The organism is uncultured Ruegeria sp., assembly GCF_947504215.1.
Lineage (GTDB): Bacteria > Pseudomonadota > Alphaproteobacteria > Rhodobacterales > Rhodobacteraceae > Ruegeria.
Genome location: NZ_CANNGO010000001.1, coordinates 173459 through 193330, shown reverse-complemented (window position 1 = coordinate 193330; position 19872 = coordinate 173459). Strand labels below are relative to the sequence as shown.

The window sequence follows — 19872 nt, the reverse complement described above, 5'->3', positions numbered from 1 at the left end:
ATCTCCTATTGGAATTCGTTTGGTCGAATCTGTAGGGCATTGCCCGCCTGCGCACAACGATCCTGTCAGCGCATCCACAGGCCTTTGCTTTTGATCCGGTTGCGAAACACCTGCTCGCGTTTCGGCAGGTTGTCCTGATCGAACATCTCGCGAATTTTCTTGCCTTTGCCTTGAACCACCAGTTTTTTCAATGGGTCGTAGTTTTTCAGAACTTTTTTCACCCTATTCGGCGCCACAACCGTTTCCAGAACCTCGATCACATGATCGCTTTCGCGGGCATAGAGCAACGGGAACAGGCGATAGTGACAGCTGACCGGACCATCCAGCAAACCGTCCGGCAAGGCATCTCGCCCGCCACCAAAGGAATGGATCACCAGGGGCAAAGCTGCCTGATCCAACCATGGATCCAGGTTTTGTCCGACTAACTCGGGTATGGCTTCATTGCGGATGGCCAGGGCGTATTCAAGAAACCGTTCGCCGAACTGACGCGGGCATTTGTAGAAGAAAAACCCTGCATTGAAGTACAGGTAACGACGCCAGTGATCATGCGGCTGGCTGTCATCCACCGAGCTTTTGAAATCCAGCCCAAAACGGTCGTAGAGCGCGCGCCAAATCCCGTCAAATCCGGGTCCATAGAGTGTCGGCTTTGGCCAGGTACCTTCGACCTTCAGCGACGCGCCGGGTCGGTCAAAGTCGAACGGCACGCCGTTCAAATCACCTGTTATCAGAGTGTCGGTATCAAAGAACACAAACGGCTCTCCTTCGGGCATGGCAAGAAGTGCTTCGATCTTGTTGCCATAAGGGTAGCTTTCACCGAAAACGTGCGAGTCAAACGGCAGTATCTCGGCATCCAACTGACCAAACACCTTTAGAACGTCTTCGTTTTGGAGGCTTGGGTTCTGGCTCCAACGCGGCCCCGGTTTGGGGGTGGCGACATACAGTTTCCCTTCGAAGCCGGGCGACGAATGCCGCAGGGATGCGGCGAACAACACGGCTTCGTATTGAAGGCGATTGTTTTGCCCAATGACGACGATGTTGAATTTCTGCGTAGGTGCCTGCATTCCTGCCCGATCCTGTTGGGGGTCTGTTTTTCGGCCCCTCTCATCGGAATTACAGTAAGCGACAAGGGGCGTCAAAAGATGTTGGTTTGAATTTCGATCAAACCAATCCATTTTGGGACATGACGGCTGTTCAGGAGAGAGATGATGCGGGTCAATGCAGACTTCACCAAACGTGTTGCGGTCCATTTTGATGAGACCGATTGGGTGGCGTCCCCAGCAACCGGGGTAGACCGCAAGATGCTGGACCGGATCGGAGACGAAGTTGCGCGTGCGACCACGATCGTACGATTTGTCCCCGGCAGCGCCTTTGCCGCGCATACGCATGATGGTGGTGAGGAGTATCTGGTTCTGGACGGCGTGTTTCAGGATGAAAGCGGAGATTTCCCTGTGGGTAGTTATGTGCGCAACCCGCCGACCACGTCGCATACGCCATCAGCGATGGCAGGCGCGACAATTCTGGTCAAGTTGCATCAGTTTGATCCGCAAGACCGAACAGAAGTTCATCGCTCGATCAGCGGTGATGATGACCTGCAGCTGTTTCAGGACGCGCATGAGGATGTGCGGGTTCAAACTTGGCGCGCCGGTGAGGTCGTCCAATTGGATTCTGATCAGGGGCTGGAGGTCTTTGTCGTGGACGGCAGTTTTGCCGAAGGGGGCGAAGAATTCTCGGCTTGGGATTGGCTGCGCCTGCCGCCGGGAACGCAATCTCAGGCTATCGCAGGAGAGGGCGGAGCACGTGTTTGGACCAAATCCGGTCACCTAAGCAGCATGGTCTGAGTTAAAACCTGCACGAAATTGAGGCGATTTTCGCTGGAATCCGGGTCTGTGGCCCGGATTTTTCATTTTTTGACCATTTGGCAAATTTTACCAATTGATAAAAAATGAGAATGTGGCAAGCTGGTGCCATAACGAACATATCTACAGGGAGTAGAGTGATGGCACAGGGCCAGATGGCACCCGGCATTGTCTCCGGGCGGCTTTCCAGCGATGAGCTGACCTCGAATTTCAGCGATCTGCATGCGCCATTGGCGCCGCACGAAGCTGCGGTTGCGGCTGATCGTTGTTATTTTTGCTACGACGCGCCATGTATCACGGCCTGTCCGACGGATATCGATATACCGCTTTTCATTCGCCAGATTCAGGCAGGTCAGCCGCAGGCGGCCGGGCGAACGATCTTGGAACAGAACATTCTGGGTGGCATGTGCGCCCGCGTGTGCCCGACCGAGACACTGTGTGAAGAAGCCTGCGTGCGCGAAGCGGCCGAGGGTAAACCGGTTGAGATCGGACGCTTGCAGCGCTTTGCCACCGACGACCTGATGGCCACAGGCGAACATCCTTTTGAACGCGCGCCGGTGACCGGAAAGACAGTCGCGGTGATCGGGGCAGGGCCTGCGGGTCTGGCCTGTGCGCACCGTTTGGCGATGTTGGGCCATGACGTGGTGATCCACGAAACCAAACCCAAGCCGGGCGGCCTGAACGAATACGGAATCGCAGCCTACAAATCGACTAATGATTTTGCGCAGGCCGAGGTTGATTGGCTGCTGAAGATTGGCGGCATCGCAATCGAAACGGGCTCGGTTCTTGGTGAGACGATCTCATTGCAAGGGCTGCAGGAAAACTATGACGCCGTCTTCTTGTCCATTGGCCTTGCCGGCGTGAACGCTCTGCGGTCGCAAGGTGCCGAGAAAGAGGGCGTGCGACATGCGGTCGATTTCATATCGGACGTACGGCAGGCGTCAGATCTGGCGCATCTGCCCGTCGGGCGCAATGTCGTGGTGATTGGCGGCGGAATGACGGCCGTAGACGCGGCTGTGAAATCCAAGCTGCTGGGCGCGGAACATGTGACGATAGCATATCGTCGCGGTCGCGATGCAATGGGGGCCAGCCGGTACGAGCAGGACCTTGCAGCCTCGCACGGGGTGCGGATCATGACCAATGTCCAGCCGGTTGCAATCCATGGAAATGGCGCGGCAGCAGAGATTGAGTTGGAATACACCGCCAGCCAAGACGGAAAACTGTCCGGGACCGGAGAAACTATCCGGGTGCAGGCGGATCAGGTTCTCAAGGCAATTGGGCAAACCTTGGAAGGCGCACCGGAAGGGTTGACCTTGGACGGAAACAAGATCGCTGTCAGCGGTGCCGGGCGGACGTCGATTTCCGGTGTCTGGGCGGGCGGAGACTGCGCCACAGGCGGGGAAGACCTGACCGTGACAGCGGTTGCCGAAGGTCGGGATGCCGCGATGGACATCCACGCAACGCTTGTTTCGTGATAGGGTGAGACATCCAACTCTCCTATATCGCTGAGGTATCCTCATGTCCCAGATCGAAGATGCAGTTGCTCAACATTACACAACCGGTGCCCTGACAGAACGGGTGCGCGACGCCTTGCAGGCCAGTGGCGTTGATCCTGATGCGGCGACGGTCGCGGACCTGAAGGCTGGTGATGAGTTCCACACGGGCGGAGTTGCGGCGACAGATCATTTGTTTGCCCAGCTTGCACCAACCCATGCCACGCGCGTCTTGGATATTGGCTGCGGCATTGGTGGCACTTCGCGGTACGTCGTGGATCATTACGACTCGAACGTCACCGGAGTTGATCTGACACCGGAGTTTGTCGAGACGGCGATTGCGCTTAGCGACCTTGTCGGCCTGTCGCAGAAGATGAGCTTTCAGGTAGGTAGTGCGTTGGATTTACCGGTACCGGATGCTGGTTTCGATCTGGCCGTGATGTTGCATGTTGGCATGAATATCGATGACAAGGCCGGGCTGTTTTCTGAAGTGGCGCGCGCTCTGGCCACGGGCGGAACCTTCGCGTTGTTCGATGTTATGGGTGGGTCCATTGACGAACCTTTGGCGTTCCCATTGCCATGGTCGACGCTGCCCGAGACATCGTTTGTCGACTCGCCTGATGTTTACAAGAATGCGGCGGCGGCTGCGGGCATGGAACTGGTCGCGGAAAACGATCGCACGGAATTCGCGATCGCATTTTTCCAAGAGGTCTTTGAACGTGTTGCCGAAAGCGGACCAGCGCCGCTGGGGATTCACCTGATGATGGGCGAGACGGCACCTGAAAAATTCCAAAACTATGTCGCAAACCTTGAAGCCCGGCGCATTCGCCCGACGGAAATGATTTTCAAGAAAACCGGCTGAGGAGCCGGGAAGGAGTACCCATGGCCAATCTGACAACTGACTTTCTGGGAATTTCCAGCCCTAACCCATATTGGCTGGCCTCAGCACCGCCAACCGACAAGGAATACAACGTCCGCCGCGCCTTTGAGGCCGGATGGGGTGGTGTCGTTTGGAAAACTCTGGGGTCCGAAGGGCCGCCGGTCGTGAACGTGAACGGACCGCGTTATGGCGCCATTTACGGCGCAGATCGTCGGTTGTTGGGTCTCAACAACATCGAACTGATCACGGACCGACCGCTTGAAGTGAACCTTGAAGAAATGGCCCGCGTGAAAGCTGACTACCCGGACCGCGCCTTGATCGCCTCGATCATGGTGCCGTGCGAGGAAGAGGCCTGGAAAGCTATTCTGCCGCGCGTCGAAGAAACCGGGGCAGATGGAATTGAACTGAACTTTGGCTGTCCCCATGGGATGAGCGAACGCGGTATGGGCGCCGCCGTTGGGCAAGTACCTGAATATATCGAGATGGTAACCCGGTGGTGCAAAAAATACTATGATCGGCCGGTCATCGTGAAGCTGACGCCAAACATCACTGATGTTCGCAAGCCTGCCGCTGCAGCCAAAAATGGCGGTGCGGACGCGGTGTCGCTGATCAACACGATTAATTCGATCACCAGCGTCAATCTGGACACGTTCAGCCCTGAACCCTCGATCGATGGTAAGGGCAGCCATGGCGGATATTGCGGGCCGGCGGTCAAGCCGATTGCTTTGTCGATGGTGTCTGAGATTGCCCGCGATCCTGATACGCATGGTCTACCAATTTCGGGCATCGGAGGCGTGACCACCTGGCGCGATGCAGCGGAATTCATATCTTTGGGATGCGGCAATGTTCAGGTCTGCACGGCGGCCATGACATACGGTTTTAAGATCATTGATGAACTGACTGCCGGGCTGTCTGAATGGATGGATGAAAAAGGATATTCCAACGTCTCTGAAGTTGTTGGCCGCGCGGTTCCGAATGTGACGGACTGGCAGTATCTGAACCTCAACTACATCGCCAAGGCGAAGATCGATCAGGATCAGTGCATCAAATGCGGCCGGTGCTATGCCGCCTGCGAGGACACCAGCCATCAGGCAATTTCAATGACGCCTGACCGTGTATTCGAAGTGATCGACGAAGAATGCGTCGCCTGTAACCTCTGCGTAGATGTGTGCCCGGTTGAGGGGTGCATCTCGATGGTGCCGATGGACGCCGGTGAAGTGGATCCGCGAACGGGCACCGTTGTGCAGAAAGAATATGCCAACTGGACAACACATCCCAACAACCCAATGGCCAAAGCGGCTGAATAGCGGAATACAGGTTAGATAACTCGCAAAAAAGGGGCCGGTTCATGGCCCTTTTTTATGGAGTAAGAAGCTTCCGATACAGCGTATCAATGAATGGTTCAGCACCTTCAAAGGGATCTTCATCCCCTAGGATTGCCCGAACTTGCACGTCAAAATCAGCGTAATGCTGCGTCAACGCCCAGATCGAGAAGATCAGGTGGTGGGGATGAAGACGCGCAATCTTTCCCTGGTCCATCCATTGTGTTAAAATTTCGGACTTCTCATCGACCAAAACCCTCAGGTCATTCGACAATGCCTGGTGAATGCGCGGCGCGCCCTGCACCAACTCGTTGGCGAACAGGCGGCTTTCCCTTGGTAACTCGCGGCTCATCTGAAGCTTGCGATGAACATAGGACAGGATTTCCTGCAGGGGGTCTCCGGTTTCGTCCAGATCATGTAGCGGGGCAAGCCAGACGTCGAGCAAGCCGGACAGCAATGCCGTGTGGATCGCCTCTTTCGACGGAAAGTAATACAAAAGGTTTGGCTTGCTCAGGCCTGCCTCGGCCGCAATCTGATCCACGGTTGCACCGCGAAATCCATGCGCTGAAAACACGTTCAGGGCGGCCTCGATAATCGCAGCGCGATTCTTTTTCTGTATTCGGGTCGGTGCGCGGTCTTTGGGCATGTTTCCAGCGTGTCTCTTTTTCCGTCAAGCAGGTGCGAAATACGCCGAAAATCTCGGCTGTGTCGCGCAATTTCTTGACTGATGTCGAACCCGTGATAGCGTGAGTTTGACCAGATGGTCAAATCAAGACACCAAAAGCGAGCCAAATCGCAAGCAACAGGGGAAAGACTATGGCAGCTCCGGCGCAAAATCTCAGGACTAATGGCGATAGGCTATGGGATAGTCTGATGGAGATGGCCAAGATCGGTCCTGGTGTTGCGGGTGGCAACAATCGCCAGACCTTGACGGATGATGACGCCGAGGGGCGTGCCCTATTTCAAAAGTGGTGCGAGGATGCTGGATGCACAATGGGACTGGACCAGATGGGCAACATGTTTGCCCGGCGCGAGGGCACCGAGCCTGAGGCCTTGCCGGTCTATGTCGGATCGCATCTGGATACGCAGCCGACCGGCGGCAAATACGATGGTGTGCTGGGGGTGTTAGGCGGATTGGAAATTATCCGTACCCTGAATGATTTGGGCATCAAAACGAAACACCCGATAATAGCGACCAACTGGACCAATGAAGAAGGCACGCGCTACGCCCCGGCCATGTTGTCCTCGGGTGTCTTTGCCGGCATGCACACGCAGGATTGGGCCTATGACCGCGAGGATGCCGAGGGGAAAAAGTTCGGCGATGAGTTAAACCGGATCGGCTGGCGCGGCGATGAAGAGGTTGGCGCACGCAAAATGCACGCTTTTTTCGAGCTGCACATTGAACAGGGACCAATCCTTGAAGCCGAAGAAAAGGATATCGGCGTCGTCACGCACGGGCAGGGCCTAAGCTGGACGCAAATCACCATAACCGGCAAGGATGCGCATACCGGGTCAACCCCGATGCCGATGCGCAAGAACGCCGGGCTGGCGATGGCGCGGGTCTTGGAAAAAGTGGATGAAATCGCATGGTCCCACGCGCCACATGCGGTTGGTGCGGCGGGGCATATCGATGTCTATCCGAACTCTCGCAACGTCATCCCCGGCAAGGTGGTGTTCACGGTCGATCTGCGATCACCTGATCTGGACGTGATCACGGATATGGAAAACCGCCTGCGTGTTGCAGCGGAAGACATTGTCGAAGAAATGGGTCTGCAGATCGAGTTCGAGAAAGTTGGCGGGTTTGATCCTGTAACATTCGACGTGGCCTGCGTTGCTGCAGTGCGCAGCGCTGCCGAGCGGTTGGGTTATTCCCATACCGACATCATCTCGGGCGCAGGGCATGATGCCTGCTGGATCAACCGGGTGGCGCCGACGGCCATGGTCATGTGCCCCTGTGTTGATGGGCTCAGTCACAACGAAGCTGAAGAGATCAGCAAAGACTGGGCCACAGCAGGGGCGGATGTTCTGTTGCATGCCGTTGTCGAAACGGCAGAGATTGTGGGATAGGGGGGCGCTGCCCCCGTCGCCCGTTGGGCGACTCCCCCGGGATATTTCTGGCCAGATGAAGCAAGCGGCGAAGACCGCATCAGGGAGTTGAAAATGAGCACTGTGATCAAGAACGGAACAGTCGTTACCGCTGATCTGACATACAAGGCGGATGTTGTGGTCGAAGGCGGTGTCATCACCGAGATCGGTCTGGATCTTAAAGGCGACAAGGAACTGGATGCCACCGGCTGTTACGTGATGCCCGGCGGGATCGACCCGCATACGCATCTGGAAATGCCGTTTATGGGCACTTATTCCAGTGATGATTTCGAAAGCGGTACGCGAGCAGCGCTGGCGGGCGGGACCACGATGGTGGTCGATTTCGCTTTGCCGAACCCGGGTGAAAGCCTGCTGGACGCGCTGAAGCGCTGGGACAACAAATCGACGCGTGCGAATTGCGATTATTCGTTTCACATGGCTGTCACTTGGTGGGGCGAACAGGTGTTTGACGACATCAAGACGGTGATCGAAACACGCGGCATCAACACATTCAAGCACTTCATGGCCTACAAGGGCGCGCTGATGGTGAATGATGACGAGTTGTTTTCCTCGTTCAAGCGGTTGGCCGAACTTGGTGGTGTCGCAATGGTGCATGCCGAAAATGGTGATGTGGTCGCCGAACTAAGCGCCAAGCTGCTGGCTGAGGGCAATACTGGGCCGGAGGCACACGCCTATTCCCGTCCACCGCAAGTTGAAGGAGAGGCCACGAATCGCGCGATCATGATCGCCGATATGGCGGGTGTACCGCTTTATGTCGTCCACACGTCCTGCGAAGAGGCGCACGAGGCGATCCGTCGCGCCAAGATGCAGGGCAAGCGGGTCTGGGGCGAACCTTTGATCCAGCACCTGACGCTGGATGAGAGCGAGTATTTCAACCCTGACTGGGACCATTCTGCGCGCCGTGTCATGAGCCCGCCCTTCCGTAACAAGCAGCATCAAGACAGCCTGTGGGCTGGTCTACAATCAGGCTCACTAAGCGTTGTGGCGACTGACCACTGTGCCTTTACGACCGAGCAAAAACGCTATGGCGTTGGGGATTTCACCAAGATTCCCAACGGTACAGGGGGGCTGGAAGACCGGATGCCGATGTTATGGACCAACGGTGTGGGCACTGGACGTTTAACTCCGAACGAGTTCGTTGCGGTCACTTCAACAAACATTGCCAAGATATTGAATTGCTATCCTAAAAAGGGGGCAATTTTGGTTGGTGCGGATGCGGACATCGTTGTCTGGGATCCGGAGAAATCCAAGACGATCAGCGCTGACAGCCAGCAATCTGCCATCGACTATAATGTGTTTGAGGGGAAAGAGGTCAGAGGGTTGCCGCGCTTCACACTCACACGAGGTCAGGTAGCGGTGCATGACGGCGAAATCCGAACGCAGGAAGGTCATGGCGACTTTGTTGCGCGGAAACCGAACAGCCATGTCAACAAAGCGCTGAGTACGTGGAAAGAGCTGACAGCGCCGCGGCCGGTTGAGCGGTCGGGTATACCGGCGACGGGCGTATGACGTGCACGGGTCGCCTATCTTGCGGCCCAATGCCAACTCTTTTCAAGGCAATGGAATGAATACTGAAAGCACGACCCAGCCCGTTATCGAGGCAAGGCAGCTGGACCTCACTTTCCAGACAAATGACGGACCTATTCATGCGCTCAAAGATGTAGGCCTGACGATCAACAAGGGTGAGTTCGTTAGTTTCATCGGGCCCTCGGGCTGTGGCAAAACCACTTTTTTGCGCTGTATCGCGGCGCTTGAAGCGCCGACCGGGGGGACACTTACCGTAAATGGTATGACCCCTGATGAAGCGCGTCGGAACCGCGCTTATGGCTATGTGTTTCAGGCTGCGGGTCTCTACCCGTGGCGGACCATTGCAAAAAACGTCAAACTGCCGCTTGAGATCATGGGCTACTCGGCTGCAGAGCAAGCGGAGCGGGTCAGAAACGTCCTGGAACTCGTTGATCTCGAAGGGTTCGGTGGGAAATTCCCTTGGCAGCTTTCGGGGGGTATGCAGCAACGTGCAAGCATCGCGCGAGCACTTGCATTTGATGCAGACATTCTTCTCATGGACGAGCCGTTTGGTGCGCTGGATGAGATCGTAAGGGATCATCTGAATGAACAACTGTTGGCCCTTTGGGCGCGCACGGAAAAGACCATTGGCTTTGTAACGCACTCGATCCCAGAGGCGGTCTATCTGAGCACCAAGATTGTGGTGATGAGCCCCAGGCCCGGGCGGATCACCGATGTGATTGACAGCCCGTTGCCCAAGGAAAGACCGCTGGACATCCGTGATACGCCAGAGTTTATCGAAGTCGCTCACCGCGTCCGCGAGGGTTTGCGGGCCGGGCACGGAGATGACGTCTGATGGCGGGCGCCGACATAAGAAGAGCAACGCAGGATGACATTTCGGCCTGTGGGCATGTCATTTCGACATGGGCGACCCAGACTGATTGGATGCCGGACGAGCTGCCGGAAGAAGTGATGACGGCCTTGATCCGCGAAGCTTTCCCAAGCCGGGAAATCTGGGTCGCCGGCGACCCGGTGGATTGTTACATGTCCGTTGACCCTAAAGAAAACAAAGTCGGTGCCCTGTACTGTCTGCGAACCGGACAAGGGATCGGGAAGCAATTGTTAGACAAAGCCAAGACAGGTCGCGACTACCTTTGGCTGACGACGCATGAGCCAAACAAATCCGCACAAAAATTCTATCGGCGCGAAGGGTTTGAGGCAACGGGAATGGAACCGCCGACACCGCCCGAGACTTTGCCGGTAATCCGGATGGAGTGGCGGGCATGAAGCAGGTTTTTGCAATCCTGACCGTGATCGCCGCGATTGTCGTGCTTTGGTACGCCGCCTGTGTTCCAATGAACATCAAAGGCGTTCTGACCGAACAGGAACGCGCCGGGGCCGAAGTACAGCCCCCGTCGGCCAAAGACCGTCGGGATATGAGCGAGATCGGCCTGACACTGGACAACAGCTTTGCCATTCCGGCCACATGGGCACAGGACCGTCCTCGTCTGCCCGCGCCACATCAGGTCGCGGTAGAGCTGTGGGAAACGACTGTTCTCAAAAAGATCACCTCAAAACGGTCCTTGATCTATCACGCCTGGGTCACGCTCAGCGCGACAATGCTGGGATTTGCGATTGGCACAGGGCTGGGCATTCTGTTGGCCGTTGGGATTGTGCATAGCCGGGTGATGGATCTGTCGGTCATGCCCTGGGCCATCGTCAGTCAGACCATTCCGATCATCGCGTTGGCACCGATGATCATTGTAGTTCTGTATTCGGTGGGCATTCAGGGGATTATTCCCAAGGCAGTGATCTCGGCCTATCTGAGTTTTTTCCCTGTCGTCGTTGGGATGGTCAAAGGCCTGCGCAGCCCAGATGCGATGCAGCTTGACCTTCTACAGAGCTACAACGCAACCAGGGGGCAGGGGTTTTGGAAACTGCGTCTGCCTGCATCGATGCCTTACTTGTTTACGTCGCTCAAGATCGGTATCGCCGCGTCGCTGGTCGGCGCAATTGTCGGAGAGTTGCCAACTGGCGCGGTCGCTGGATTGGGTGCGCGACTGTTGGCGGGCAGCTATTACGGTCAAACGGTCCAGATCTGGTCGGCTCTGTTTGCGGCTGCCATTCTGGCTGCGTGTCTCGTCGGGCTACTTGGCCTGATGGAGCGATCAGTGCTTAAGAGGATGGGGATGGCGCAATGATGTTGGTGCTATTTGCATTCGGTCTTTGGCTTCTTGGCTGGTGGTTGAACAGTCGTCTGGCCAGCGGACCGCAAGCCGACACGCGTATGGTCCGGTTTCTGGCCCCGTTGATCTTTGGTCTGACAATCATTGGGATATGGGAGTTGTTGGTGCGCGGGCTCGAAGTGCCTTTGGTCATTCTGCCCGCGCCATCTGTGATCGCTGTGCGTTTTGCCGACAGCTTACCCATCCTGTGGGCAGATTTTGTTCAGACCATCATCAAGGGGGCACTCAGCGGGTACATCCTTGGGTGTGGCGCGGCTTTCCTGATGGCGATTGCGGTGGATCGCTGGGATTTTCTGCGCCTTGGTCTGTTGCCGGTTGGCAATTTCGTGGCGGCTTTGCCGATTGTTGGGACCGCGCCCATTCTGGTGATGTGGTTCGGGTTTGACTGGCATTCCAAGGCGGCCGTCGTGGTGGTTATGGTCTTTTTTCCCATGTTGGTGAACACCGTCGCCGGGCTGCGCGAGGCCACAGCCATGCAGCGTGATCTTATGGAGACCTACGCGGCGAGTTATTGGCAAAGCTTCCTGAAGCTACGTCTGCCTGCCGCGATGCCATTCATTTTCAACGGGTTGAAGATTTCCACCACTCTGGCGTTGATCGGCGCTATCGTGGCAGAGTTCTTTGGCTCGCCCACTTTGGGCATGGGGTTTCGGATATCGACCAGCGTCGGGCAATTGTCGCTCGATATGGTCTGGGCCGAGATCGTTGTGGCCGCGCTGGCTGGTACAGCGTTTTACGGATTGGTCGCGATGATCGAAAAAGCGGTGACGTTCTGGCACCCATCGCAACGCGGATAACAAAGGAAATACTTCAACAGACCCCGTGAACGGGGCGCAATTAGCAACTAGGAGAAATGAAGATGAATAAGCTACTCAGCGGGGCGGTTGCCGCCTTTAGCCTGGCCGCCAGCGCAGCGCTTGCTGCGGATGAGGTGACGTTACAGCTCAAGTGGGTCACACAAGCGCAGTTCGCAGGCTACTACGTGGCCAAGGACAAAGGCTTTTACGAAGAAGAGGGTCTGGATGTCACGATTCTGCCCGGCGGTCCCGACATCGCACCGACACAGGTGATCGCGGGGGGCGGGGCCGACGTGACTGTCGAATGGATGCCAGCAGCCTTGGCCGCACGGGAAAAAGGCCTGCCTTTGGTTAACATCGCGCAGCCGTTCAAAAGCTCGGGTATGATGCTGACCTGCTGGAAAGATGCTGGCATTGCCGAACCTGCGGACCTCAAGAACCGCACGCTGGGCGTTTGGTTCTTCGGCAATGAATTCCCGTTCATGAGTTGGATGAGCCAGTTGGGCATCGACACCGGCGGCAAGAGTGAAAGCGGTGTCGAGGTACTGAAGCAGGGCTTTAACGTTGACCCACTGTTACAGCGTCAGGCCGATTGCATCAGTACCATGACCTATAACGAATACTGGCAGGTCATCGACGCGGGTGTTGCTCCGGAAGAACTGGTGACCTTCAAATACGAGGACCAGGGCGTGGCGACACTGGAAGATGGCTTGTATGTGCTTGAGGAAAACCTGAGCGATGCAGCCTTTGTCGACAAGATGGAGCGCTTCGTCCGTGCCTCGATGAAGGGGTGGAAATACGCCGAAGAAAACCCGGATGAAGCGGCTGATATTGTGCTGGAGAATGACGAAACCGGCGCACAGACCGAAGAGCATCAGAAACGCATGATGGGTGAAATTGCTAAGCTGACGGCAGGCTCAAACGGTGCATTGGATCCTGCAGATTTTGAGCGCACGGTAGGCACATTGCTTGCAGGTGGTTCGGATCCGGTGATCACCCAGCAGCCCGACGGTGCCTGGACCCATCAAATCACGGATGCGGCCCTGAACTAAAGCACCCCTTAGTAACGTAGATGAACGCGGTCCAATCCGGGCCGCGTTTTTCGTTCACGATGTCGGATTCGTAACTGTACTTGAGTGGGAATTGCGGTAGTATTTCAGTGAAATTACAAGCATTTCATACGATATGAGGTTCAGCGCGTAGAAAATGCATGATTTTGCATCAGAATTCAGCAAGGCCCTTTCTTTGATCTTCGAAGGAGACTCAGAGCTTTGGGCAATCGTGCTCTTGTCTCTGCGTGTTTCTATGTTTGCCGTGTTGATCGCTGCGATTATCGGTATGCCTGTTGGGGCGGCGTTGGCTGTTGCACGGTTTCCGGGCCGACGGGTGATGATTGTGTTGATGAACGCTCTGATGGGGCTCCCGCCCGTGGTTGTGGGCCTGCTGGTATATCTTATGCTGTCGCGTTCTGGGCCGTTGGGTGTGCTTGAACTGTTATACACACCAAACGCTATGATCCTCGCTCAAGTGGTTCTGGTCACGCCCATCATCGCTGCGTTAACGCGACAAGTGACCGAGATGTTGGCCGAGGAATATTCCGAGCAACTCAGGTCTTTGGGAGTGTCCCGATTGTCCTCTGTCCCTGTGTTGTTATGGGACGCACGCGTTGCGCTGGTAACGGCTCTATTGGCTGGTTTCGGACGCGCTATTGCCGAAGTCGGAGCGGTGATCATCGTCGGCGGCAATATCAACCACGTCACGCGTGTCATGACCACGACCATTGCGTTGGAGACCTCGAAGGGCAATCTGGCGCTCGCGTTGGCCCTAGGTGCGATCCTGATTGGCATTGCCGTGGCCGTGAACGCCATGGTCAGCACGCTGAGCCTGCGGGCCGAGCAGGAAGGATTGCGTCATGCGTGACCTGGTGTCGGAAATGACAACGTGTCTGAAAGCGCGAGAGTTACAAGTTCAGAGCAACGGAAAAACGCTGCTGGATGTTCCCGAACTGATACTGGACGGTCCGGGCCCCACTCTGATTTTGGGTCCCAACGGATCTGGAAAAAGCCTTTTGTTGCGCTGTCTGCATGGGTTGATCACTCCGAACCGGGGGCAAGTGACGCAGGATGGCACCTCGCTGAATTCGGATCACAAGGCCCGTCAGGCCATGGTATTTCAACAGCCGGTGTTGTTGCGGCGGTCGGTGGCGGCCAATCTGGACTTTGTTCTCAGGCGGCAGGGGGTTGGTTGGACGAACCGCAAGCGACGGATTGTTGAGCTGTTGGGCGAGGGTGGCCTGGAAGGCAAATCGCGACAGTCTGCCCGGTCTCTTTCTGGCGGTGAAGCGCAGCGACTTGCTATATTACGCGCACTGGCTCTGAACCCGGAAACTCTGCTGCTGGACGAGCCCACAAGTGCGCTTGATCCGGGTGCCACGCAAATGATCGAACGGATGGTTCTGCGCGCGTCGAAAAAGGGTGTGCGGATCGTGATGGTGACTCATGATATCGGACAGGCACGCCGTTTGGCGTCGGATGTGGTGATGATGCAGGCCGGGAATGTCGTTGAACATGGCCCAGCGAGACAGGTATTGACTGCGCCAAAAACCGAAGCATCGCGCCGTTATTTGGCAGGCGGATTGATTACTTAAAACAAAGAGACGGAGAATTTGATGTTCCGGGATTGCATTCTGGCGGCATTGGTGACCCTTGGGCTGGTGGTTGGACCCGCTTGGGCCGAGGAGCCTTTCATAGTGGTTCAATCCACAACCTCGACCCAGAACTCGGGCCTGTTGGATTTCATTCTGCCAGGGTTTGAGGCGGAAACCGGGATCGAAGTGCGTGTAGTCGCAGTGGGAACGGGTCAGGCCATCAGAAATGCCGTCAACGGTGACGGTGATGTCTTGATGGTCCATTCCAAGCCTGATGAAGAAAAGTTTGTCGCCGACGGCTGGGGGGTCGAGCGGTTTGACCTCATGTACAACGACTTCATTCTGGTTGGACCTAAGTCCGATCCGGCTGCGGTTGGGGGAGGGGCTGACATATTGACTGCATTGACCGCCATCGAAGCAGCCGAAGCGCCGTTTGTTTCGCGCGGGGACGACAGCGGAACGCACAAGGCCGAGATGGGCCATTGGAGCGCTGCTGGTGTTGACCCAACAGACGCATCAGGCACGTGGTACCGGGAAACCGGATCCGGCATGGGTGCCACGTTGAATGTTGCCAGCGGAATGGATGCGTATGCCCTGACCGACAGGGCAACATGGCTGTCCTTCGGCAACAAAGGCAGCCTTGAGGTACTCGTCGAAGGAGACACGCGCCTGTTCAACCAATATGGCGTCATCCTGGTCAACCCAACAACTCACCCGCACGTGCGGGCAAATGCCGGGCAGCGGTTTATTGATTGGCTGATCGGACCGGACGGGCAAGCGGCGATCGCGTCCTACATGTTGGATGGGCAGCAGGTTTTCTTCCCAAACGCCGGTGAATGAACAGCGCTGTGCTCATCCGCTGGCGCCATTGTGGTGAACGCTTCCCATCTGCGCCAGATCATAGCCGCCAAATTCAGCGGATCTTTGTGCAAACCGATCAGACTGCATGAAGCGTAACAGCTTCTGCATCGGCGGATCAAAATAGGCGCGTCGCCAGATCGCCAGGTCAAGCCGTTCAGTGTGGGTGGGCACAAAGCCCAACCCGTACAGCCCCGCTAACGCACCCAAGCCAAATCCAGCATCAGCTTTGCTGTCGTAAAGGGCGACGGCAAGTTCTTCTTCGGTACGGGCGCAGGTGGGTAGGGTCTCCAGATCGTCTCTGGTCATTCCATGCGCCTCAAGCTGCGCATCAAACAGCCGCTGGCTGGCGGCGCTGTTTTGGCGCAAGACGACCCGACGGGCTTTGAGGTCGTCGAACCCCGCGATATCCGAGATACCGGGTGCCAGCAGCAATCCGCGTTCTCTTCGGGACACTTCGTACAGAACCACCGGCGCTTCGCCGAGCGCATCGCGCAAGGATTGCGTGTTGAACCCGTGTTCCTCGTGGATATGCAGGGCGGCAGCCTGAGCCGTGCGGGCGCCAAGGCGGCTTAGCCCGTCGAATGAGCCGTCATAATAGGTGGCCAAACCTGATCCGCTTTCTCGCAGCGCCCAGTCCAGCAAAGGGTCGTGGCTGCCTGCGACGATCGGGGGCAGAGGCGGTTCCGCCACCTGCGGACCCGAGCGTGAGGCATTGAGCCAGGCGATGACTTCGGCTCTGGGAAACAGCAGCTTCCCCATGGCGCGGACACAAGGGACCTCGCCGGATGAAGCAAGGTCATAGGCCTTCCGCTCGCCAATGCGCAGAAGATCGGCCAGTTCCCGGGTGGTCAGATATTCGGACATTCAGTCGAGACGCACGGCAGAGCCAGAGCCCGCATCTGCGGCACTAAACCCGATCTGATCCAGCACAAACGGTGCTGCAACTGTGATGACGACCATCGCCGCGATTGCGGTGAGATAGGCTTTCATGATCTCCTCCGGTTCAGTTTTAGTCTGCCGTTGCACGGCGCAGAAAGGCGATCAGATCGGCTCGGTCCTGCGGTTGGGCAATCCTTTGCATCGGCATTTTCGATCCCGGAATGTAGTGGTCTGGGCCCTCGTCGAAAAGGGCATTTATCGTCTCGTCATTCCAAATGATATCAGAGTCTTGCAGCGTATCCGAGTACAAATATCCCGGCAGCGTTCCAGCAGATCGCCCAAAGATGCCATGAAGGGTTGGGCCAGCGCGTCGCACACTATCTGGCGTTAGACTATGACAGATCGAGCATTTTCGGGAAAACTGCCGTTCCCCATTCCCCATTTTTTCAGGGTTTTTCAGAAAGCTTGGTTCCGCTGCCGCCATTTGTTTCTGATCTGATAAGGCGGTAACCGGCCAGCTGTACATAGCCTCATCAATGCCGCCTGCATGAAGATTCTCGCCATTGACCGAAAAAGCCAGCGCCCAAACCGGTCCACGCAAGGTTGCCCGGAAATCCTGAGCGATGCGCCATTCGGCGGTGTCGATGACCATGATGTAGCCTTCGCCATCCCCAACGGCCAAAAGACTTCGGTCAGGGCTGAGGGCAAGCGCCAGGATCGGGCGTCGGTCCAATGTGAAGTCGCGCTCTTCCCCGGTTTCCAGGTCTAGAATGCGGGTCACGCCATCGACTGCGCCATACGCGATCCAATTGTCTTGCGCGTTTAAAATAAGCTCATTGATGCCGAATCCATGTTCCACCAATCGGTTTGTTTCCTGTCCGTTGGACACATCCCAAATGCGCAAGGCTCCGTCCATTCCCGCTGAATAGAGTTCTGACCCATCGGGCGAAAACACCACAGCGTTGACGCCACTGCCGGTTGGGCCAAGCGTTTGTGGATCGGACCCATCCACCGGCCAAAGACCAATCGTTCCATCCCAGCTTGCAGTGGCGACATGGGTTTTCGAGGCGGCCAAACCGACAATCTTGCCCTTATGTTGACCGACGATCCCACCACCGGGCCAACGGCGCAGGGTGAAATCGTCCCCTGCAGAGTAGATCGCGGTGCCGTTGAAGGCGACCGAGTTCACCGCGGCCTCATGCCCTTCCAGCCATTCCGGGGTCTGCCCGGTCCACAGTCCGACGGAATTGTCAAAACTGGCAGTTGCAATGCGTCCATCAGGTGCAGTGGCGATCCCCATGATCGGTCCGCCATGCCCTTTCAGAGTAAAGAACTCTGCCCAGGAGGGCAGGGGCAGCAGCGCCAGGACCAGCACCAATCCCCGCATCTATTCGGCGGGTGAGGCCGATGCCTTGCTGGCCTCTTTTTCCTGAACTTCTTCAAGCCATAGCGAATGATGTTCGCGGGCCCATTGTTCTTCGACTTCGCCGGTGCCCATGGCATCAAACGCACCTTCCATGCCCACTGATCCAAGATAGATGTGTGCAAGGATGATCGCGATGAACGCATAGGCCACGATCACGTGCCAGAGCTGGGCATACTGCATTTCTTCCTGAGGTGACATCTGCGCGGGAAGGCTCAGGCCCAGCATCTGGGGCAGGCCGGTTGAGTTGGCAATTGAGAACGTCTTAGCAAACAGCGGCATCTCGAACGGAAACAGCAGCGAGAGGCCCGACAGGCTGATCGATACGCCCAGAAGAATGCAAAGCCAGAAAATGATCTTTTGCCCGGCATTGAATTTCTTGGCTGGGGGATGGCTGTTCTTGGTGAACAACCCGCCGCCGGCGGCCAGCCATTTCAGGTCTGTGCGGTTGGGTATGTTATGCGCAATCCAGTTCACGGTGACAATCACCAGGCCCAGCATGAATGCCCAGGCAAGGTTGTTGTGCAGCCACTTGCACCCTTGGGCGATCATCGCGAAGGCTTCTTTTCCGAAGATAGGGATCAGGAAGTCGCGGCCATAAAGTGTCAGCAGGCCGGTAACGCCCAATACAAGAAACGACCCGGCGAACAGCCAGTGGCCGAACCGTTCGAAGCCGTTAAAGCGGGTCACGGTCCGCCCCGTTTTCTCGCCATCAATTCTGATTTTCCCACGGATCAGGAAAAACAACAGCAAGACAACGAGCATACCGCCGAGAATATAAGTTCCGTAGTCACGCAAGGGGCCAGTGCGAAAGCTCAGCCACCACATACCGCCATCCTGAATCAAAACGCTATCGGCGGGCCCTCGGGATGACACGGTTACATCAGCCGATCCATAACGAAGCGCCCGATAGACATCGCTGTCCGACGCCACACCACGGGCGCCAAACTGACCCATAAGGCCTTCGACATTGCCTTGCCCGGTGTTCTCGGAACGGTAACTGTTGTCCACCTTCTCGCCACGTTGCCGCGCGAGAATGTCTTCCAACGTCGTCGCGCCTCCGGTCGAGGTGCGTTCGTCGGTCTGTGTGACGACTTCATTGTCGCTCGATTGCGCAATAGCGCTCTGAGTCAATCCAACGGTGAACAGAAATGCGATGAGTAAGCGGAACATCTGAACCTCGGTCAAAATTCCAGATCAGGCGACCCACGTTTGCGGGTCGCCTGTTTGGTCAATGAAAGCGGTCTTAGCCGTCTTTCTGATCGTAGGCGGTGCCCCAGCCCCAAGCGCCCGAACCAAACCCGCGCGCGACGACGCGCTCGCGGTAGATTGCCGAGACAACATCGCCGTCACCGGCGAGCAGGGCCTTGGTGGAACACATCTCGGCGCAGATGGGCAGTTTGCCCTCGGCGATCCGGTTGCGACCATATTTGGCGAACTCTGCGGTCGAGTGCGTTTCTTCAGGGCCGCCGGCGCAGAAGGTACATTTGTCCATCTTGCCGCGTGATCCGAAGTTGCCCGCCTGTGGGTATTGCGGCGCGCCAAACGGGCACGCATAGAAGCAATAACCACAGCCAATGCACAGGTCCTTGGAATGCAGGACGACCCCTTCCTCGTTCTGATAGAAGCAGTCGACCGGGCACACCGCCATGCAAGGCGCGTCCGAGCAATGCATACAGGCCACCGAGATCGAGCGTTCGCCCGGGTCACCGTCATTGATCGTCACCACCCTGCGGCGGTTCACGCCCCACGGCACCTCGTGCTCGTTCTTACACGCGGTGACGCAGGCATTGCACTCGATGCAGCGTTCGGCGTCGCAGAGAAATTTTGCTCTTGCTGCCATTTTCTCTATTCCT

General features: G+C 56.7%; 21 protein-coding genes. 14 read left to right on the top strand and 7 right to left on the bottom strand.

Annotated elements, in window-relative coordinates; all coding sequences use genetic code 11:
- Positions 1–65 precede the first annotated feature (65 nt).
- Positions 66–1061, bottom strand: coding sequence for a hypothetical protein (locus tag Q1B21_RS00930; protein ID WP_299884797.1), 996 nt, complete (start codon positions 1059–1061; stop codon positions 66–68).
- Positions 1062–1205: 144 nt separating this feature from the next.
- Here Q1B21_RS00930 and Q1B21_RS00925 point away from each other — a divergent pair, with 144 nt between their 5' ends.
- The 4 genes from Q1B21_RS00925 (at position 1206) to preA (ending at position 5536) form a co-directional block, all read left to right on the top strand.
- Positions 1206–1838, top strand: coding sequence for a cupin domain-containing protein (locus Q1B21_RS00925; RefSeq protein ID WP_299884795.1), 633 nt, complete (start codon positions 1206–1208; stop codon positions 1836–1838).
- A 158-nt stretch (positions 1839–1996) separates the two neighbouring features.
- Entirely contained in the window at positions 1997–3331 is a 1335-nt protein-coding gene (locus Q1B21_RS00920; protein ID WP_299884792.1) for an NAD(P)-dependent oxidoreductase, read from the top strand.
- Between the two features lie 43 nt (positions 3332–3374).
- Positions 3375–4211 (top strand): methyltransferase domain-containing protein, encoded by an 837-nt coding sequence (locus Q1B21_RS00915; RefSeq protein ID WP_299884789.1) that lies wholly within the window; start codon positions 3375–3377, stop codon positions 4209–4211.
- A gap of 20 nt (positions 4212–4231) precedes the next feature.
- Entirely contained in the window at positions 4232–5536 is a 1305-nt protein-coding gene (gene preA, locus Q1B21_RS00910) for an NAD-dependent dihydropyrimidine dehydrogenase subunit PreA (protein ID WP_299884786.1), read from the top strand.
- A 52-nt stretch (positions 5537–5588) separates the two neighbouring features.
- Here preA and Q1B21_RS00905 read toward each other — a convergent pair whose 3' ends face one another.
- On the bottom strand, positions 5589–6197 hold the full coding sequence (locus tag Q1B21_RS00905) for a TetR family transcriptional regulator C-terminal domain-containing protein (protein ID WP_299884783.1): 609 nt from the start codon (positions 6195–6197) through the stop codon (positions 5589–5591).
- 170 nt (positions 6198–6367) lie between these two features.
- Here Q1B21_RS00905 and Q1B21_RS00900 point away from each other — a divergent pair, with 170 nt between their 5' ends.
- From Q1B21_RS00900 to Q1B21_RS00855, 10 genes are all read left to right on the top strand, one after another.
- A complete protein-coding gene (locus tag Q1B21_RS00900; protein WP_299884780.1) occupies positions 6368–7618 on the top strand; it encodes a Zn-dependent hydrolase in 1251 nt (416 codons plus the stop codon).
- A 93-nt stretch (positions 7619–7711) separates the two neighbouring features.
- Positions 7712–9166 (top strand): dihydropyrimidinase, encoded by a 1455-nt coding sequence (gene hydA / locus Q1B21_RS00895; protein ID WP_299884777.1) that lies wholly within the window; start codon positions 7712–7714, stop codon positions 9164–9166.
- Between the two features lie 55 nt (positions 9167–9221).
- Entirely contained in the window at positions 9222–10019 is a 798-nt protein-coding gene (locus Q1B21_RS00890; RefSeq protein ID WP_298932450.1) for an ABC transporter ATP-binding protein, read from the top strand.
- Entirely contained in the window at positions 10019–10450 is a 432-nt protein-coding gene (locus tag Q1B21_RS00885; RefSeq protein ID WP_299884774.1) for a GNAT family N-acetyltransferase, read from the top strand. Before Q1B21_RS00890 ends, Q1B21_RS00885 begins: the two co-directional genes overlap by 1 nt.
- The gene (locus Q1B21_RS00880) at positions 10447–11364 is read left to right on the top strand and encodes an ABC transporter permease (protein WP_299884771.1); all 918 of its coding nucleotides are present in this window, start codon (positions 10447–10449) and stop codon (positions 11362–11364) included. The genes Q1B21_RS00885 and Q1B21_RS00880 overlap by 4 nt, the downstream gene beginning before the upstream one ends.
- Positions 11361–12206 carry an ABC transporter permease gene (locus tag Q1B21_RS00875; RefSeq protein ID WP_299884769.1) on the top strand — a complete coding sequence of 282 codons (846 nt, stop codon included), beginning with the start codon at positions 11361–11363 and terminating at the stop codon, positions 12204–12206. Before Q1B21_RS00880 ends, Q1B21_RS00875 begins: the two co-directional genes overlap by 4 nt.
- Before the next feature lie 62 nt (positions 12207–12268).
- A complete protein-coding gene (locus Q1B21_RS00870) occupies positions 12269–13258 on the top strand; it encodes an ABC transporter substrate-binding protein (RefSeq protein ID WP_298932442.1) in 990 nt (329 codons plus the stop codon).
- A 154-nt stretch (positions 13259–13412) separates the two neighbouring features.
- Entirely contained in the window at positions 13413–14126 is a 714-nt protein-coding gene (locus Q1B21_RS00865) for an ABC transporter permease (protein WP_299884764.1), read from the top strand.
- Positions 14119–14853: an ATP-binding cassette domain-containing protein gene (locus Q1B21_RS00860; protein ID WP_299884761.1), complete on the top strand. Its 735-nt coding sequence runs from the start codon at positions 14119–14121 to the stop codon at positions 14851–14853. Before Q1B21_RS00865 ends, Q1B21_RS00860 begins: the two co-directional genes overlap by 8 nt.
- Positions 14854–14874: 21 nt before the next feature.
- Positions 14875–15693 (top strand): substrate-binding domain-containing protein, encoded by an 819-nt coding sequence (locus Q1B21_RS00855; protein WP_299884758.1) that lies wholly within the window; start codon positions 14875–14877, stop codon positions 15691–15693.
- Positions 15694–15705: 12 nt separating this feature from the next.
- Here Q1B21_RS00855 and Q1B21_RS00850 read toward each other — a convergent pair whose 3' ends face one another.
- The 5 genes from Q1B21_RS00850 to fdh3B form a co-directional block, all read right to left on the bottom strand.
- Complete coding sequence (locus tag Q1B21_RS00850; RefSeq protein WP_299884755.1) at positions 15706–16578, bottom strand: helix-turn-helix transcriptional regulator; 873 nt, start codon at positions 16576–16578, stop codon at positions 15706–15708.
- Positions 16579–16704: a hypothetical protein gene (locus Q1B21_RS00845; protein WP_299884752.1), complete on the bottom strand. Its 126-nt coding sequence runs from the start codon at positions 16702–16704 to the stop codon at positions 16579–16581.
- Between the two features lie 19 nt (positions 16705–16723).
- On the bottom strand, positions 16724–17980 hold the full coding sequence (locus tag Q1B21_RS00840; protein ID WP_299884749.1) for a c-type cytochrome: 1257 nt from the start codon (positions 17978–17980) through the stop codon (positions 16724–16726).
- Positions 17981–19189, bottom strand: a complete 1209-nt coding sequence (locus Q1B21_RS00835; RefSeq protein ID WP_299884746.1) for a formate dehydrogenase subunit gamma — start codon at positions 19187–19189, stop codon at positions 17981–17983. It lies immediately after the preceding gene.
- A gap of 73 nt (positions 19190–19262) precedes the next feature.
- Positions 19263–19859: a formate dehydrogenase FDH3 subunit beta gene (gene fdh3B / locus Q1B21_RS00830; protein ID WP_039530246.1), complete on the bottom strand. Its 597-nt coding sequence runs from the start codon at positions 19857–19859 to the stop codon at positions 19263–19265.
- Positions 19860–19872 lie beyond the last annotated feature (13 nt).

What these genes read in the sequence shown, in the direction of transcription:
- Q1B21_RS00930 (WP_299884797.1), bottom strand. Translation starts at nt 1,061, where the DNA reads ATGCAGGCACCTACGCAGAAATTCAACATCGTCGTCATTGGGCAAAAC.
- Q1B21_RS00925 (WP_299884795.1), top strand. Translation starts at nt 1,206, where the DNA reads ATGCGGGTCAATGCAGACTTCACCAAACGTGTTGCGGTCCATTTTGAT.
- Q1B21_RS00920 (WP_299884792.1), top strand. Translation starts at nt 1,997, where the DNA reads ATGGCACAGGGCCAGATGGCACCCGGCATTGTCTCCGGGCGGCTTTCC.
- Q1B21_RS00915 (WP_299884789.1), top strand. Translation starts at nt 3,375, where the DNA reads ATGTCCCAGATCGAAGATGCAGTTGCTCAACATTACACAACCGGTGCC.
- preA (WP_299884786.1), top strand. Translation starts at nt 4,232, where the DNA reads ATGGCCAATCTGACAACTGACTTTCTGGGAATTTCCAGCCCTAACCCA.
- Q1B21_RS00905 (WP_299884783.1), bottom strand. Translation starts at nt 6,197, where the DNA reads ATGCCCAAAGACCGCGCACCGACCCGAATACAGAAAAAGAATCGCGCT.
- Q1B21_RS00900 (WP_299884780.1), top strand. Translation starts at nt 6,368, where the DNA reads ATGGCAGCTCCGGCGCAAAATCTCAGGACTAATGGCGATAGGCTATGG.
- hydA (WP_299884777.1), top strand. Translation starts at nt 7,712, where the DNA reads ATGAGCACTGTGATCAAGAACGGAACAGTCGTTACCGCTGATCTGACA.
- Q1B21_RS00890 (WP_298932450.1), top strand. Translation starts at nt 9,222, where the DNA reads ATGAATACTGAAAGCACGACCCAGCCCGTTATCGAGGCAAGGCAGCTG.
- Q1B21_RS00885 (WP_299884774.1), top strand. Translation starts at nt 10,019, where the DNA reads ATGGCGGGCGCCGACATAAGAAGAGCAACGCAGGATGACATTTCGGCC.
- Q1B21_RS00880 (WP_299884771.1), top strand. Translation starts at nt 10,447, where the DNA reads ATGAAGCAGGTTTTTGCAATCCTGACCGTGATCGCCGCGATTGTCGTG.
- Q1B21_RS00875 (WP_299884769.1), top strand. Translation starts at nt 11,361, where the DNA reads ATGATGTTGGTGCTATTTGCATTCGGTCTTTGGCTTCTTGGCTGGTGG.
- Q1B21_RS00870 (WP_298932442.1), top strand. Translation starts at nt 12,269, where the DNA reads ATGAATAAGCTACTCAGCGGGGCGGTTGCCGCCTTTAGCCTGGCCGCC.
- Q1B21_RS00865 (WP_299884764.1), top strand. Translation starts at nt 13,413, where the DNA reads ATGCATGATTTTGCATCAGAATTCAGCAAGGCCCTTTCTTTGATCTTC.
- Q1B21_RS00860 (WP_299884761.1), top strand. Translation starts at nt 14,119, where the DNA reads ATGCGTGACCTGGTGTCGGAAATGACAACGTGTCTGAAAGCGCGAGAG.
- Q1B21_RS00855 (WP_299884758.1), top strand. Translation starts at nt 14,875, where the DNA reads ATGTTCCGGGATTGCATTCTGGCGGCATTGGTGACCCTTGGGCTGGTG.
- Q1B21_RS00850 (WP_299884755.1), bottom strand. Translation starts at nt 16,578, where the DNA reads ATGTCCGAATATCTGACCACCCGGGAACTGGCCGATCTTCTGCGCATT.
- Q1B21_RS00845 (WP_299884752.1), bottom strand. Translation starts at nt 16,704, where the DNA reads ATGAAAGCCTATCTCACCGCAATCGCGGCGATGGTCGTCATCACAGTT.
- Q1B21_RS00840 (WP_299884749.1), bottom strand. Translation starts at nt 17,980, where the DNA reads ATGCGGGGATTGGTGCTGGTCCTGGCGCTGCTGCCCCTGCCCTCCTGG.
- Q1B21_RS00835 (WP_299884746.1), bottom strand. Translation starts at nt 19,189, where the DNA reads ATGTTCCGCTTACTCATCGCATTTCTGTTCACCGTTGGATTGACTCAG.
- fdh3B (WP_039530246.1), bottom strand. Translation starts at nt 19,859, where the DNA reads ATGGCAGCAAGAGCAAAATTTCTCTGCGACGCCGAACGCTGCATCGAG.